Genomic DNA, 14,498 nt, shown 5'->3' with positions numbered 1-14,498 from the left:
AGGCGAGCCCTAAACTGACCGTAACGTCCCGAATCCCTCAATTTGAGCCGATCTTCGGAAGCTGGGCAGGGCCGGCCGGATCAGCCGGCTTGTTCGGATCGCCGCTGGCAATGGCCACCGTCAGCTTTTCCGCTGACTCAGGGCTCATCTTCGCCAGAATATCTGCCATCTTGCGCGGCTTCATCTGCCGCACGACCTTGAGAAGGATCTCCAGTTCCAGCCGGTCGAAAATCCGCGCCGCATCCTTTGGCTTCATGTTTTCATACATGACCACGAGACCGGCGACTTCGCTCTCTTCCTGCTTGCGCTTTTCTTCGACGACCTGCTCGATTTTCTGTTCAAGCGCCTTCAGTTCGTCAACCCGCTGCTGCACACGGTCCTCTGTTGCCTGCAGCAGCTTTTCGCGCAGGTCCAGTTGTCCCTCCTGGTCGGACAGCGCCCGGCGCCGGTTGCCAAGACTTTCAAGAACGGCCCGTTCGGCGGCAGATCCGCCAATTTCCATCTCGTCTGTCCCCGCCAGCGGCGGTACGGCGCTTGCTGACGGATCAATGGGTGGGGCAGCACCGTCCGCCGGGGGCTGCGCCGCGCCCGGAGGAGGTGTCTGGTTGGCGGCAGGGGCCTGCGCCTGGGCTTCCTGAATCGGCAAGACTGTCGTCGGATGCCCGAGCACAAGCCCGAGCACCTTCAGAGCCAGCAGAGCGCTGGCTGCAATGCCGACAATAGGAAGCAGGCGAAGTGTCACGCTGCAGCCTCCGCCGACTTCTTGCGGAACCGCTCGAGCCGGGCCGTAGCTTCAGCTGCAGCAGCCCGGATGTCACGTGTTGATACTCCAGCCTGCGGCTGGCCCATCGGCGCTGTCGGCTGCACGGATGGAGCCTGCCCGCCGGCTGGCTGACCGTGAGCCTGGGCCTGCGTTTGCCCAGTTTGCTGGGCTGCCGTCTGGGCGACAGACTGGGACATTGGCTGCCGGAACTGGCTGCCGGATGAGGGTTGATAGGCCGGGGCGGTCGGCCGCGGCTGCGCTTGCGGCGCAGCATATCCCTGAGTTGCGGCACGCGCCGGAGCATAGGCGGGCTGGTGCGCCCCGCCGGCCACAGGACGGGTGGCATGGACAGCAGCAGCCTGGGCGGCCTGCGCAGCAGAGCGGGCAACTTCAGCCTGATCTTCGGCCACGCGTCGTGATGCCTCGGCCGTATGCGCCGTGCGTGCTGCCTCGGCGATCTGCGCGATCCGGGCCAGCACCTGCTCGCCCTCGCCGAGTTGATCGGCCAGCAATTTGGACATCTGCTCGGCCTGGGACAGGCGCGAGCCGAGGGTCTTGTCAGCTTCGTTTGCGGTAGCCTTGAGGCCGAGAATGGCACGCTCGGCAATTTCCGTAGCAGTAATCAGCTCGGAGATCGTGGCACGAAGGGTCTCCTCGTCAGCGCGAAGCCGCTGCAGCCGACGATTCAGGATCCAGCAATAGCCGATGGTGACGACAAGAAGGACCGCCACCAGGCTCTCGATGATCATTCCGATTGGCAGGGGGCTCATGTGCTTTCCATTTCCTTCTGCATCGCGCGTTCAAAGGCAGCAAGCGTCATCTTCGGCCGCTTGAGACTTCGCGTGACCCGAATCGCGATCGAATCCTCGACCCGCCCGAGTGTACCCTCCGTGAGCGCCACATTGCCGCATTTGATGGTGATCGGATCGGTAGGTTCCACATTGAAAACGAGGGTTTGGCCAACATCGAAGCTGAGCACGCGCCCAAGCGGCAGGAATGTCTCGTAAAGGACCGCATCGACCTCGAGTTCGGCAGCATGGATTTCGCTGGCAAGGTGCCCTTCCCAGATCGGATCCCGGCCAAACTTCTCACCCATGAACATCTGCAGGAGCAGATCGCGGATCGGCTCGAGCGTGGAATAGGGCATCATGATCTCGATGGTGCCGCCACGGTCCTCCATGTCGATGCGAAGTTCGACAAGGATGGCCGCATTGGCCGGGCGCGAGATCGTTGCAAAGCGCGGGTTGGTTTCCAGGCGCTCCAGGTTGAAGTGAACCGGGGACAGCGGCGCAAAGGCTTGCTGTGCATCCGCCAGGATCAGTTCGAGCATGCGCCGGACGAGGTTCACCTCGATGGTCGTGTAAGGACGACCCTCGACACGAATGCCGGTGGTGCCACGCCCGCCACCCAGCAGCACGTCGATGATCGAGTAGATCAGGCTCGACTCGACGGTCACCAGGCCGAACCCGTCCCACTCCTCGGCCTTGAACACGCCAAGAATTGCCGGCAACGGAATCGAATTGAGGTAGTCGCCAAAACGGACCGAGGAAATCGAATCCAGCGAGACTTCAACGTTGTCAGACGTGAAGTTGCGCAAGGACGTCGTGGTCAGGCGCACAAGGCGGTCGAACACGATTTCCAGCATCGGCAGGCGTTCATAGGACACCATCGCCGAGTTGATCAGGGCGCGGATGCCGCTCTGGTCGCCGGCAATCGTATCCTCGATGTTGAAGCCGAGGAGGTTGTCGATTTCTTCCTGGTTCAGGACACGGTCGGCACCGCGCGTCGCATTCTCAAGCTCCGGCTCGCTGTCATCGATCATCGCAGCCCATTGGGCCGCCATGTCGTCTGCGTTGCCGACGCCCTGCTCTTCCAGCGCTGCGCCCCAGGCCGATGCCAGGTCATCATCGTCGTCGCCAACACCTTGCTCAGCCAGGGCAGCGCCCCAGGCATCCGCCAGATCGGCATCACTCAGATCATCATCATCGTCAGCCATGCCGCACCATCACTGAATCAGGATTTCCTTGAACAGCACCGCATTCACCTTTGCCGGATAGACCGACATGTTGATGCGCCGAAGCAGTTCTTCCTTGAGCCGGAACAGGCCGGCAGATCCCTCGAGATCCGCCGGACGCAACTCGCGCAAGTAAATCTGGAAGGCATCCAGAATACGCGGCAGCAACGGGGTGATCCGGTCGATCGTCCCCTGGTCATCAACTTCCAGCGCGATCCGAACCTTCAAGTAGGTGGCCCGCCCGGTCGTCGACAGGTTCACGGTCATTTCCGGCAGTTCGAAGAACATCACCGGCTTCTGCGCCTGTACCGGCGGCGCACCTGGGTCGGACTGGGCCTCTTCACCACCGGAGAACAGGAAGAAATACGCACCTCCGCCGATGGCAAGCAGCGCAACAAGCGCACCGGCCCCGATGATGATGAGTTTCTTCTTGCCGCCGCCCTTCGCGCCTTCTGCGCCGTCTTCGCCGTCGGCCTCAGCTTCAGCCGCCATAAAATGCCCCGCCTGCCTCGCACCAGTCACGCGCGCGTAAATGGTTTCTAAAGGGTTAATGGTTAACGAGTGGTTACCAAACCCTTAACCCATCACCCGGCAGCTCTTGCCGACTGGTTAACTTTTTCCTCACCTATTTGCCGAGCGCCGATGTCGGCCAGAAAAATATCGTTGTTTTTCAACGATCTTAGACTTGGCACGTTCCCTGCTTACATAGGGTCGGACGGCAGGCCTGGGGAGGTCTGGCGTCCCTCGGGGAGCATAAGGAATCGTTAACATGGAAAACGCGCAGTTAATCAACCTGTCGCGTCAGATCACCCTGCGACGCCAGATGGACGTGACCGCGAACAACATCGCGAACCTCAACACATCCGGCTTCAAGGCAAAGCGTCTGATTTTTGAGGAATTCATCATGCCGGTCGCCGAGGCGACCGCGTTTCCGCGGGGCGACCTGAAACTGTCCTATGTTCAGGATTCCCGCACCGTCACCAACTTCCTTGCCGGCAGCATCCAGCTCACCGGCAACGAGCTCGATATCGCTGTCGATGGCGACGGCTGGTTTGCGATCCAGATGGAAGATGGCACCGAGGCCTATTCGCGCAATGGCGCCTTTCATCTGAACAATGTCGGCCAGCTGGTCACATCCGAAGGGCGCCCGGTCCTGACCGAAGGGGGCCCGATCAGCTTTACGCCGGAAGATGGAAGCATCACGATTTCCGATGACGGCACCATCTCGACGCGCCTTGGTGCGCGAGGCCGGCTGCGGCTTGTCGAGCTGGACCTGCCACAGAACGCCATCGCTATCGGCAATAACCTCGTGACCTACGACAACCCGCAGCCGGTTGGCCGGGTGCGCGTGATCCAGGGCGGGCTGGAAAACTCCAACGTCCAGGGCGTCGTTGAAATCGCCGACATGATCGAGATCACCCGCAAATACGAGTCCGTGACCAAGATGCTCAAGGACACCGATGACCTGGCCCGCCAGGCCATCGAACGCCTCGGCTCGAGCCAGGCCTGACCGGCAGGAGAACTGACTGATGAAAGCACTCCATATTGCCGCGACGGGCATGAAGGCCCAGGAGCTGAACGTCGAAGTCATCTCCAACAACGTGGCCAACATGCGGACCACGGGCTACAAGCGCCAGCGCGCCGACTTTCAGGATCTGCTCTATCAGAACCTGCGCCGCATGGGCACGGACACCTCGGCCAATGGCACCATCGTGCCGACCGGCGTGCAGATCGGTTCGGGCGTGAAGACCGCCGCCACTGCCCGCATCATGAGCCAAGGCAACCTGCAGCAGACCGGCAAAGAGCTCGACGTCGCCATTCGCGGCGAAGGCTTCTTCCAGGTCCAGATGCCCGATGGCACCACGGCCTATTCCCGCGATGGCTCCTTCGAGCGCGATGCGAACGGGACGCTGGTGACCATCGACGGCTACACCATTCTCCCAGGCATCGTGATCCCGCAGGATGCGCGGGATGTCACCATCTCGGCAGAAGGCGCGGTCCAGGCCCTTGTCGGCGGTGTGGCTCAGCAGCTTGGCCAGATCCAGACCGCCCGCTTCGTCAACAAGTCCGGCCTTGAAGCCGTCGGCGACAACCTGTTCCTGGAAACGGAAGCCAGCGGCGCAGCCCAGGTCGGCAATCCAGATACGGACGGCTACGGCAGCCTGCAGCAGAACTTCCTTGAAATGGCCAATGTCGAGGCCGTGTCGGAGATCGCCGACCTGATCGCCGCCCAGCGCGCCTACGAGATGAACTCGCGCGTCATCAAGGCTGCGGACGACATGTACTCCACCACGACGAACATCCGGTAAGGGAGGGACTGATGCGTCATATCCTCTTCGCGGCCTTCGCTCTCCTGGGCGCGGCCCTCGCCGGACTGCCTGCCTTCGCGCTTGGCACTCCCGTGCTGCGGTCGCAGGTCACCATCAACTCGGACGTCGTCACCGTTGGCGATTTCTACTCCAATGCCGGGCTGCTGGCCGGTGTTCCGCTGTTCCGCTCCCCCGATCTCGGCCAGAGCGGGCGAGTCGAGGCGGGTGTGGTCGCCGAGAGGGCACGGGCAGCTGGCCTTGCCGGCGCCGGCACCGACGGCCTGCGCGATGTCCTGGTCGAGCGCCAGTCGATCGTCATGGATGCCGGCCGCCTGTCGGCCATGGTGGCCGACGCCATCGCGGCACAGAACCCGGACGTCTCCGCCGCCGATCTCGATGTCCTGTTTATGCGCAACCCGCAGACTACCCACGTCGACCCGGCCGCCTCTGACCCGATCCGCCTCGAGCAGATGGTCTGGTCCCGCAATGACGGGCGTTTCGACATGACCGTCGAACTCGTGGGCGCGTCCGGTCCGCGCAAGCTCGTCCTGACGGGCACCGCCCGCGAAATGGCATCCGTCCTGACCCTGGCGCAACCGCTGGACAAGGGACAACTGATCAAGCCGGAGGACGTCACGACGCTCCGCCTGCCGCGCAGCCGGGTGCCTGCCCGCTCGCTGACCGATGTGTCAGACATTGCGGGACTTGCGGCGAGAAACAACCTGCGGCCCGGACGACCGCTGTCGCGCACCGACTTCGAACGGCCCCAGCTCATTGCCCGGGGCGACCAGGTCACGCTTGTCTATGAAATCGGTGCCATGCGCCTGACGACCAAAGGCCAGGCCATGGCCAGCGGCGCGGCCGGCGACCTCATCGACATCATGAACATCCAGTCCCGCCGGACCGTCACCGGAACTGTTCTCGGCCGCGGCCAGGTTCGGGTCGGAACCCCGCCCCGCACCGTCGCCGCCCTCAACGGAACTCCGGCCCAGGAGATCGCCCAGTGATCCGCTCCCTCTCCACCGCCTTCACCCTGACGGCCCTCGGCCTGAGCCTTGCTGCCTGCGGAGCTGCCGACCGGCTGTCCCAGGTTGGCCAGCAGCCCGCGCTCAACGCCATCCAGGACCCGACGACGATGCCGGGCTACCGACCGGTGCAGATGCCGATGCCGGCTCCGCAGCCCGCGCATTACAACGCCAATTCGCTCTGGAAATCCGGCAACCGCGCCTTTTTCGAAGACCAGCGGGCAAGCCGCGTTGGCGATCTGCTGACGGTCATGGTGACGATCTCGGATAGGGCCCAGTTCGACAACCAGACCGAACGTTCCCGCACAGGATCAGATTCCGCCGGTGCCGGCGGGGCCCTCGGCACGGCGATCGATACGGTGTTCCTGCCGGCCGGTGTCAGCGCCAGCAATCTGGCGACACTCAACGGTTCTTCAAATTTCTCCGGCAACGGCACCATCGACCGCAAGGAAACCCTGCAGACCACCGTCGCTGCCGTGGTCACCCAGGTCCTGCCCAACGGCAATCTCGTCATCGAAGGCCGCCAGGAAGTCCGCGTGAACTTCGAAGTTCGCGAACTGGTCGTTGCCGGTGTCGTACGGCCGCAGGACATCCAGGCCAACAACACCATCGCCAGCGAGAAGATTGCAGAAGCCCGCATCGGATACGGTGGCCGTGGCCAGATCACGGATGTTCAGCAGCCACGCTACGGCGCCCAGGTCATGGATATCATCCTGCCGTTCTGACCACTGCCCGGCACCGGGCCAGCGCGCCGGCGTTGGCACGTTCCGCTCCTCTCCTCCTCCGACATCACAGTCCCCCGGGCGACCTGAAGAACTCGAGCTTCAGGTCGCCTGACGACGGGCACGGCGTCTCGCTCCCCGAGCGCCGTGCCCGTTCTCATCTGCCGATCCAGCACAGGCCGCTCCCCACGGCCCGCGCAGCGAGACTGCAAACAAAAAAAGCCCCGGACGTTTAACGTCCGGGGCCTCATGAAATTCAATCGCTGATTATCAGGTCAATCGTCGCGATAGACCTTCTCGCGGCGCTCGTGAGCTTCCTGTGCCTCGATGGACAGGGTCGCGATCGGACGGGCATCGAGACGCTTCACCGAGATCGGATCTCCTGTTTCCTCGCAGTAACCGTAACTGCCGTCATTGATGCGCTCAAGCGCAGCTTCGATCTTGGAGATCAGCTTGCGCTGGCGGTCACGGGCACGCAGTTCGATGGAACGGTCCGTCTCCGAGGAGGCCCGGTCGGCGAAATCCGGGTGGTTCGTGCTTTCTTCCTGAAGATGCGCCAACGTCTCGCGGCTTTCCCGCAAGATGTCCTCTTTCCAGGCAATCAGTTTGTTGCGGAAATAGTCACGCTGCCGATCATTCATGAACGGCTCGTCCTCGGAAGGTCGATAATCAGACTCAAGTTCAACCGTCATCGAAAACTCCGGTTACCGTTAGGACGGGCGCAATATATTCCTTACGGACCGCCCGTACAACGGCTGTCCTTGAAAAAAGTTCAAACGATTTTGATTTTGATTTCAGATAGTTAAGCTTAATGACCCGAGGTCCGGGCATTCGCTTTGCCGGCTCACTCGTCGAATTTGCCGAGCTTGGCCAGTTCAACCCGGACACGAAGTTCGATCTCGTCGATGACGCTGTCGAGCTGATCATCACCGCTTGGAACCCGGTCCTTGAGGGTGCTTGCCATGTCCTCCAGACGGCCATCTGGCACCAATCCGGCGAGCAGATCCGCCTTGAGCGCGTCCAGTGCATCCAGCAGCGAATGGCCACGCTTGCCTGCGATGTCCCGGTTGTCAGGCTGGACCTGAACTTCCTGCAACGCCAGCAAGGCATCGATGCCGCCCAGCCCGGATGCAGAACTCGTCGTGGATACCGACGCCGATTCGGTGTCCGAGGTCAGGAAGAACCCATCGCCGCTGCTGCCCGTGCGCTTCTTGCCGCCCTTGCCTTGCACCGTGGAAATGGGGGGATTGCCTGTGATGCGCATGAAGCCGACCTTCAACGGAGGTGCGTGCCGACCTCTGGCCGCCGGTCGGCTGCGTTCAGTTACCCGCGCACCTGTCATTTTCTTCCCGGCAAGACTACGGCATCCCCCTTGCCCCGGCAACTTTTGCCGTCGCATGCTGGCCTGACAATCCCCTGCCAGACGCATCCGGCCAACCTTAAAGAAAAATTAACCCAATCTTACAGTGACTTAAGACAGTTTTCGGCTGACAGCGCAGAATGTGGCACGGCTCTCGCATAGGACGGGCAAAACCTCATGTCCGGATTGACCCGAATGACGCCTGCCAACCTGTTCCGCTTCGGCGCCGTTTTCGTCCTGCTGGCGTGTCTCGCCTCTGCGGCCACGGCTGCCTCTCGCATCAAGGATATCTCCGACTTCGAGGGGATCCGTGAAAACCAGCTCATTGGTTATGGTCTGGTGGTTGGCCTGAATGGCACAGGAGACTCCCTGCGCAACGCCCCGTTCACCCGGCAAAGCCTGCAGGCAATGCTGGAGCGGCTTGGCGTCAACACCCGCGGCGTCGATCTCAACACCAACAATGTCGCTGCGGTCATGGTGACGGCCAACCTGCCGCCATTCTCCACCCAGGGCACACGCATCGATGTCAACGTCAGCGCGCTTGGAGATGCCGACAGTTTACAGGGCGGCACCTTGCTGGTCACACCCCTGATGGGCGCCGACGGTGAGGTCTACGCGATTGCGCAAGGATCTGTCGCCATTGCCGGCTTCTCGGCGCAGGGCGATGCCGCAGCTGTTGTGCGCGGCGTGCCGACCTCCGGACGGATAGCAAACGGGGCCCTCGTCGAGCGGGAAGTTGAATTCAAGCTGGCCGGCCTGACCACCGTGCGCCTGGCCCTGCGCAACCCGGACCTGACCACATCGCGCCGCATTGCCCTGGCCATCAACGAACTGATCGGCTTGCCCACAGCAGAACCGATGGATCCGGCAACTGTCCGGATCGACCTGCCACGAGACTACGACGGCAATATTGTCGATCTCCTGACTGACATTGAACAGCTGATCATCGAACCGGACATGCCGGCGCGGGTCGTCATCGACGAAAACTCCGGCATTATTGTCATGGGACAGAACGTCAAGGTCTCCACTGTCGCCGTCGCACAGGGCAACCTCACGGTTACCATCGCGGAGTCCCCGGAGGTCGTTCAGCCGTTGCCCTTCGCCAATGGGGAAACTGCCGTCGTGCCACGCACCGACGTTGCAGTCGACACGGACGCCGACAAGAAGCTCGCCATCCTGAAAGAAACCGTAACGCTGCAGGAACTCGTGAACGGGCTCAATGCGCTCGGGATCGGACCGCGCGACATGATCTCCATCCTTCAAGCCATCAAGGCCGCCGGTGCCCTGCAGGCAGAAATCGAGGCGCTGTAATGTTCACCGCCAATGACGCCGTCCCGACCCTGCGCTCCCTGCAAGCCTCCACACTCGGCGGTGCGCAGGACGCCGCAAAGGCCAAGGTGAAACAAGCCGCCCAGTCTTACGAGGCTGTCTTTCTCAACACCATGCTGCAGTCCATGTTCACCGGCATCGAGGAAGGCGGCGCATGGGGCGGCGGCCAGGGATCTGAAACCTGGCAAGGCCTCCTTATCGACGAATTTGCAAAAAACATCGCAGCGCGCGGCGGTATCGGCATTGCCGCGACCGTCGAACGCGAGCTGCTGGCCCTTCAGGAGAATTCCCAGTGAGTGAACAGGCCGAAACCACCGTTGCCCTGCCCTTCGCCATCGAGCGTCCGACGAGCCGGCAGGAAGCAGAAAACTTCTGCAATGCCGTTCGCCGGACCATGGAACGGCTGCTGGAGGTGATTGAGCAGGAGACAGATCTCGTTCGCGAGGGCCATCTGCGCGCTGCTGGCGACCTTCAGGGCGAAAAGGCGGTGCTGATCCACCATTACACCCAGGGCGTCCTTTATGCGAAGGAGCACTCGGTCGCCCTTGGCAACCTGGCCCCTGTGGCCGTGCAGGCCCTGCGCCGGCAGCACGCCGAGTTCCAGCCGGTGCTGCGCATCAATCTCGCCGTACTGGCCACCGCCCGGGAAGTGACCAACGGCATCGTCAACACGGTCGCCCGCGCGGTTGGCGCAAGACAACGGACCACCACCTACGGGCCAGGCGGTGCAGCGCCTGCACCGGCACGGGCGGCAGAGGGCATCGCCGTCAACCGATCCCTCTGACCAGAAGCGAATCAGAAAAAACGCCGCTTCGGGACAATTCTAACCTTTCCGTTAACGTCGGATTCACATCCTTGCCGTAACGTTAGAAGGTAGCATCGGGTCCAGAATCAGACACCCCGAGGAGGCTGCCATGGACACAGGAGTGATCCGGTCGCCGTTGCCGACCTACACGGCAATCACGCCGGAAACGCGGGCGCCGCAACGCAATGAACCCGCAGCGAAGACAGACAATGATGTCGCCAAGACGGTAACCCCGTCTGGGGAGAGTTCGGCCCAGCGTCCGGCGAAGGAAGAACGCAACCAGGGTCCGGTTGGCGGCCAGCAGTTGCGTGACCTCGTGCGCAAGAACAAGCTCGACCCGGAAAGCCAGTCCTTGATCTATGTTGCCATGGATCGGGAATCTGGCGAGGTCGTGACACAGGTGCCCAGCGAGACCTTGCGCCGGCTGCGTGCCTACGCGATCTCGACCGACAATCAGGAAAATCAGGACAGGAAGGCGAGCGTCATCAGGACCGCCTGACCCCTCGCCTGCCTGCTCTCTCAACGAAAGGCCCTCCGCCACCCGGCGCGAGGGCCTTTCGTTTACCAGCTGCGCCCTGCAAGTTGGCGCAAATCCTCAAGCGCCGACACCACGCAATAGAATATTTACCAAGGAATTTAATGTAAATAAAAAGTACAGAAATCAGTTCAATTTACATATATTTAAACTTAAATTCGAGAAACCATGTTGGTTTACAAGTAATACAGTTCTTTCCGGCAATTGTTTCTTCGTCATTCAGAAAGGATGACAGGCGCAAACCAGAAGGAACAAAAAAATGTCAGGAGTAACACTTTCAAGCGCGGTGAGAAACAACCTCACGGCTCTGCAGTCCACGTCGCAGATGATGAGCAAGGTCCAGGAGAAGCTCTCCACGGGCAAGAAGGTCAACTCGGCGCTCGACAACCCGAATTCTTTCTTTACCGCGCAGGGCCTTTCCAACCGCGCCGGTGACCTTGGCACCCTTCTGGATGACATGGGCCAGACCGTTCAGACCCTGAAAGCAGCAGACAAGGGGATCACCTCGATCTCCGGCCTCGTCGATGCCGCCAAGGCCAAGGCCAACCAGGCCGCGCAGACTTCGAGCCAGACCCAGCGTGCGCAGTATGCTAAAGAGTTCAATGAGCTGATGACTCAGATCGAGTCTGTTGCCAAGGACTCCGGCTACAAGGGCAAGAACCTGCTCGGCGGCACGGGCAACGACCTGTCGGTAACTTTCAACGAAACCGGCACCTCGAAACTCGACATCTCCGCCGTTGACTTCACCGACACCACCTCGTCGACCGGTCTGAACCTTGCCGATCTGGCAACCGGCACCAGCGGCACCGCGACCATCACGCTGACCAATGGCACGGCCACCACGGCCCTGACCGGCGGCAGCCTGCTGACCGCAGACAGCGAGTTTGCTGCCGGCGATGTCATCAGCCTGACCGACACCAACGGCGCGGAAGTTGGCAAGCTGGAAATCACGGCAACGACCACTGTCGCCGATCTGGAGAAGTTCCTCGATGACACCGAAGGCGTCAGCGCGGCACTTGCCACCAACACCATGACGGTGACGTCCGAGTTCAAGCTCACCCTGTCGTCTTCGTCCACGGAAGTTGGTTCTTTCGCGGATCGGACCACCAACAACTCGGTCGAATCGGGCTTTGCCAAGGACAGCGACATCGACGCGGCCCTGAAGAAGCTGAAGAGTGCACAGGACACCCTGCGCTCGCAGGCCTCGACCTTCGGTACCAACCTGTCGATCGTGCAGAACCGCCAGGACTTCACCAAGTCCATGATCAACACCCTGGAAGAAGGCGCCGGCAAGCTCACCCTCGCCGACACTAACCAGGAAGGCGCAAACCTTCTGGCCCTGCAGACCCAGCAGTCCCTGGCCTCCACGGCCCTGTCGCTGGCCGCATCGGCCGACCAGAACGTGCTGCGTCTGTTCTGATTTCGTTACACAGGGAGAGCGTCGGACAACAAGACGCGGAAAACGGCGGGCCATCGGTCCGCCGTTTTACTTTTCCGCCGCCCGTAACCCGTTCTGCCAGAAGCATTTTGCAATTCACTACTTCCAACCCTTCAAGCCACGTTAAGGTTAAATTACGCTAACCAAGTCTTTTTACATCTCATTTGCAATTAGAGCGCAGTGTTTTCATGTCGAGCCCAGAAAGGGTTTGAATAAAACATATTCCCAGGAAGGAATAAAACGATGGCTGGAATCACCATTTCGAGCGCCGTGCGCGCTAACCTTTCCGCTCTTCAGTCCACATCTGAAATGATGAGCCGCGTCCAGGAGAAACTCTCCACGGGCCGGAAAGTTAACTCGGCACTCGACAATCCGAATTCTTTCTTCACCGCGAAGGGCCTGGAAAACCGGTCGAGCGACCTTGGCACCCTTCTGGATGACATGGGACAGACCGTCCAGACGCTGAAGGCAGCGGACAAGGGGATCACCTCGATCTCCGGCCTCGTCGATGCTGCCAAGGCGAAGGCGAACCAGGCTGCGCAGACTTCGAGCCAGACCCAGCGCGCGCAGTATGCCAAAGAGTTCAACGAGCTGATGACTCAGATCGAGTCTGTTGCCAAGGACTCCGGCTACAAGGGCAAGAACCTGCTCGGCGGCACGGGTAATGACCTGAAGGTGACCTTCAACGAAAACGGTTCGTCGAAACTCGACATCTCCGCCGTTGACTTCACCGACACCACCTCGTCGACCGGTCTGAACCTTGCCGATCTGGCAACCGGCACCAGCGGCACCGCGACCATCACGCTGACCAATGGCACGGCCACCACGGCCCTGACCGGCGGCAGCCTGCTGACCGCAGACAGCGAGTTTGCTGCCGGCGATGTCCTCAGCCTGACCGACACCAACGGCGCGGAAGTTGGCAAGCTGGAAATCACGGCAACGACCACTGTCGCCGATCTGGAGAAGTTCCTCGATGACACCGAAGGCGTCAGCGCGGCACTTGCCACCAACACCATGACGGTGACGTCCGAGTTCAAGCTCACCCTGTCGTCTTCGTCCACGGAAGTTGGTTCTTTCGCGGATCGGACCACCAACAACTCGGTCGAATCGGGCTTTGCCAAGGACAGCGACATCGACGCGGCCCTGAAGAAGCTGAAGAGTGCACAGGACACCCTGCGCTCGCAGGCCTCGACCTTCGGTACCAACCTGTCGATCGTGCAGAACCGCCAGGACTTCACCAAGTCCATGATCAACACCCTGGAAGAAGGCGCCGGCAAGCTCACCCTCGCCGACACTAACCAGGAAGGCGCAAACCTTCTGGCCCTGCAGACCCAGCAGTCCCTGGCCTCCACGGCCCTGTCGCTGGCCGCATCGGCCGACCAGAACGTGCTGCGTCTGTTCTGATTTCGTTACACAGGGAGAGCGTCGGACAACAAGACGCGGAAAACGGCGGGCCATCGGTCCGCCGTTTTACTTTTCCGCCGCCCGTAACCCGTTCTGCCAGAAGCATTTTGCAATTCACTACTTCCAACCCTTCAAGCCACGTTAAGGTTAAATTACGCTAACCAAGTCTTTTTACATCTCATTTGCAATTAGAGCGCAGTGTTTTCATGTCGAGCCCAGAAAGGGTTTGAATAAAACATATTCCCAGGAAGGAATAAAACGATGGCTGGAATCACCATTTCGAGCGCCGTGCGCGCTAACCTTTCCGCTCTTCAGTCCACATCTGAAATGATGAGCCGCGTCCAGGAGAAACTCTCCACGGGCCGGAAAGTTAACTCGGCACTCGACAATCCGAATTCTTTCTTCACCGCGAAGGGCCTGGAAAACCGGTCGAGCGACCTTGGCACCCTTCTGGATGACATGGGACAGACCGTCCAGACGCTGAAGGCAGCGGACAAGGGGATCACCTCGATCTCCGGCCTCGTCGATGCTGCCAAGGCGAAGGCGAACCAGGCTGCGCAGACTTCGAGCCAGACCCAGCGCGCGCAGTATGCCAAAGAGTTCAACGAGCTGATGACTCAGATCGAGTCTGTTGCCAAGGACTCCGGCTACAAGGGCAAGAACCTGCTCGGCGGCACGGGTAATGACCTGAAGGTGACCTTCAACGAAAACGGTTCGTCGAAACTCGACATCTCCGCCGTTGACTTCACCGACACCACCTCGTCGACCGGTCTGAACCTTGCCGATCTGGCAAC

General features: G+C 61.0%; 17 protein-coding genes. 11 read left to right on the top strand and 6 right to left on the bottom strand.

Annotation, left to right across the window (positions count from 1 at the left end):
• Positions 1-37: 37 nt before the first annotated feature.
• From ACTIFE_RS19350 to ACTIFE_RS19335, 4 genes are read right to left on the bottom strand one after another with little or no spacing between them, the layout of a single operon-like run.
• Positions 38-742, bottom strand: coding sequence for a MotE family protein (locus ACTIFE_RS19350; RefSeq protein ID WP_439530778.1), 705 nt, complete (start codon positions 740-742; stop codon positions 38-40).
• A complete protein-coding gene (locus ACTIFE_RS19345; protein ID WP_439530777.1) occupies positions 739-1,533 on the bottom strand; it encodes a DUF6468 domain-containing protein in 795 nt (264 codons plus the stop codon). Before ACTIFE_RS19345 ends, ACTIFE_RS19350 begins: the two co-directional genes overlap by 4 nt.
• Complete coding sequence (gene fliM / locus ACTIFE_RS19340) at positions 1,530-2,759, bottom strand: flagellar motor switch protein FliM (RefSeq protein WP_439530776.1); 1,230 nt, start codon at positions 2,757-2,759, stop codon at positions 1,530-1,532. Before fliM ends, ACTIFE_RS19345 begins: the two co-directional genes overlap by 4 nt.
• Positions 2,760-2,768: 9 nt before the next feature.
• Positions 2,769-3,269 carry a flagellar basal body-associated FliL family protein gene (locus ACTIFE_RS19335; RefSeq protein ID WP_439530775.1) on the bottom strand — a complete coding sequence of 167 codons (501 nt, stop codon included), beginning with the start codon at positions 3,267-3,269 and terminating at the stop codon, positions 2,769-2,771.
• A 277-nt stretch (positions 3,270-3,546) separates the two neighbouring features.
• Between ACTIFE_RS19335 and ACTIFE_RS19330 the strand changes: the two genes are divergently transcribed.
• Genes ACTIFE_RS19330 through flgH form a run of 4 tightly spaced genes read left to right on the top strand, consistent with a single transcriptional unit; the run spans position 3,547 to position 6,836 of the window.
• Positions 3,547-4,287, top strand: a complete 741-nt coding sequence (locus ACTIFE_RS19330; protein WP_439530774.1) for a flagellar hook-basal body complex protein — start codon at positions 3,547-3,549, stop codon at positions 4,285-4,287.
• Between the two features lie 19 nt (positions 4,288-4,306).
• The gene (flgG, locus tag ACTIFE_RS19325; protein ID WP_439530773.1) at positions 4,307-5,086 is read left to right on the top strand and encodes a flagellar basal-body rod protein FlgG; all 780 of its coding nucleotides are present in this window, start codon (positions 4,307-4,309) and stop codon (positions 5,084-5,086) included.
• A gap of 11 nt (positions 5,087-5,097) precedes the next feature.
• Positions 5,098-6,093: a flagellar basal body P-ring formation chaperone FlgA gene (gene flgA / locus ACTIFE_RS19320; RefSeq protein WP_439530772.1), complete on the top strand. Its 996-nt coding sequence runs from the start codon at positions 5,098-5,100 to the stop codon at positions 6,091-6,093.
• Positions 6,090-6,836, top strand: coding sequence for a flagellar basal body L-ring protein FlgH (gene flgH / locus ACTIFE_RS19315; protein ID WP_439530771.1), 747 nt, complete (start codon positions 6,090-6,092; stop codon positions 6,834-6,836). Before flgA ends, flgH begins: the two co-directional genes overlap by 4 nt.
• Positions 6,837-7,108: 272 nt before the next feature.
• Here the strand turns inward: flgH and dksA are convergent, their stop codons facing one another.
• Both dksA and ACTIFE_RS19305 read right to left on the bottom strand, forming a co-directional pair.
• Complete coding sequence (gene dksA, locus ACTIFE_RS19310) at positions 7,109-7,525, bottom strand: RNA polymerase-binding protein DksA (protein WP_439530770.1); 417 nt, start codon at positions 7,523-7,525, stop codon at positions 7,109-7,111.
• Positions 7,526-7,677: 152 nt separating this feature from the next.
• Positions 7,678-8,097, bottom strand: a complete 420-nt coding sequence (locus tag ACTIFE_RS19305; RefSeq protein WP_439530769.1) for a flagellar assembly protein FliX — start codon at positions 8,095-8,097, stop codon at positions 7,678-7,680.
• 282 nt (positions 8,098-8,379) lie between these two features.
• Here ACTIFE_RS19305 and ACTIFE_RS19300 point away from each other — a divergent pair, with 282 nt between their 5' ends.
• The 7 genes from ACTIFE_RS19300 to ACTIFE_RS19270 all read left to right on the top strand — a co-directional run.
• The gene (locus tag ACTIFE_RS19300; RefSeq protein WP_439530804.1) at positions 8,380-9,504 is read left to right on the top strand and encodes a flagellar basal body P-ring protein FlgI; all 1,125 of its coding nucleotides are present in this window, start codon (positions 8,380-8,382) and stop codon (positions 9,502-9,504) included.
• Positions 9,504-9,818 (top strand): rod-binding protein, encoded by a 315-nt coding sequence (locus ACTIFE_RS19295; RefSeq protein ID WP_439530768.1) that lies wholly within the window; start codon positions 9,504-9,506, stop codon positions 9,816-9,818. Before ACTIFE_RS19300 ends, ACTIFE_RS19295 begins: the two co-directional genes overlap by 1 nt.
• Positions 9,815-10,306 (top strand): flagellar protein FlgN, encoded by a 492-nt coding sequence (locus tag ACTIFE_RS19290; protein ID WP_439530767.1) that lies wholly within the window; start codon positions 9,815-9,817, stop codon positions 10,304-10,306. The genes ACTIFE_RS19295 and ACTIFE_RS19290 overlap by 4 nt, the downstream gene beginning before the upstream one ends.
• Positions 10,307-10,436: 130 nt before the next feature.
• On the top strand, positions 10,437-10,826 hold the full coding sequence (locus ACTIFE_RS19285; RefSeq protein ID WP_439530766.1) for a hypothetical protein: 390 nt from the start codon (positions 10,437-10,439) through the stop codon (positions 10,824-10,826).
• A 295-nt stretch (positions 10,827-11,121) separates the two neighbouring features.
• Positions 11,122-12,282, top strand: a complete 1,161-nt coding sequence (locus ACTIFE_RS19280) for a flagellin N-terminal helical domain-containing protein (protein ID WP_439530765.1) — start codon at positions 11,122-11,124, stop codon at positions 12,280-12,282.
• A gap of 261 nt (positions 12,283-12,543) precedes the next feature.
• Entirely contained in the window at positions 12,544-13,704 is a 1,161-nt protein-coding gene (locus ACTIFE_RS19275; RefSeq protein ID WP_439530764.1) for a flagellin N-terminal helical domain-containing protein, read from the top strand.
• Positions 13,705-13,965: 261 nt separating this feature from the next.
• The coding region (locus ACTIFE_RS19270; RefSeq protein WP_439530763.1) for a flagellin N-terminal helical domain-containing protein at positions 13,966-14,498 on the top strand (533 nt) is incomplete at its 3' end.

It is taken from the genome of Pannonibacter sp., assembly GCF_051860505.1.
Taxonomy (GTDB): Bacteria; Pseudomonadota; Alphaproteobacteria; order Rhizobiales; family Stappiaceae; genus Pannonibacter.
Note: the sequence above shows the minus strand (reverse complement) of the source record. Positions and strands in the feature narration are given on the sequence as shown.

Bases quoted from the DNA above. Each gene is read 5' to 3' on its own strand.
- ACTIFE_RS19345 (WP_439530777.1), bottom strand. From the start codon at position 1,533: ATGAGCCCCCTGCCAATCGGAATGATCATCGAGAGCCTGGTGGCGGTC.
- fliM (WP_439530776.1), bottom strand. From the start codon at position 2,759: ATGGCTGACGATGATGATGATCTGAGTGATGCCGATCTGGCGGATGCC.
- ACTIFE_RS19335 (WP_439530775.1), bottom strand. From the start codon at position 3,269: ATGGCGGCTGAAGCTGAGGCCGACGGCGAAGACGGCGCAGAAGGCGCG.
- ACTIFE_RS19330 (WP_439530774.1), top strand. From the start codon at position 3,547: ATGGAAAACGCGCAGTTAATCAACCTGTCGCGTCAGATCACCCTGCGA.
- flgG (WP_439530773.1), top strand. From the start codon at position 4,307: ATGAAAGCACTCCATATTGCCGCGACGGGCATGAAGGCCCAGGAGCTG.
- flgA (WP_439530772.1), top strand. From the start codon at position 5,098: ATGCGTCATATCCTCTTCGCGGCCTTCGCTCTCCTGGGCGCGGCCCTC.
- dksA (WP_439530770.1), bottom strand. From the start codon at position 7,525: ATGACGGTTGAACTTGAGTCTGATTATCGACCTTCCGAGGACGAGCCG.
- ACTIFE_RS19305 (WP_439530769.1), bottom strand. From the start codon at position 8,097: ATGCGCATCACAGGCAATCCCCCCATTTCCACGGTGCAAGGCAAGGGC.
- ACTIFE_RS19295 (WP_439530768.1), top strand. From the start codon at position 9,504: ATGTTCACCGCCAATGACGCCGTCCCGACCCTGCGCTCCCTGCAAGCC.
- ACTIFE_RS19285 (WP_439530766.1), top strand. From the start codon at position 10,437: ATGGACACAGGAGTGATCCGGTCGCCGTTGCCGACCTACACGGCAATC.
- ACTIFE_RS19280 (WP_439530765.1), top strand. From the start codon at position 11,122: ATGTCAGGAGTAACACTTTCAAGCGCGGTGAGAAACAACCTCACGGCT.
- ACTIFE_RS19275 (WP_439530764.1), top strand. From the start codon at position 12,544: ATGGCTGGAATCACCATTTCGAGCGCCGTGCGCGCTAACCTTTCCGCT.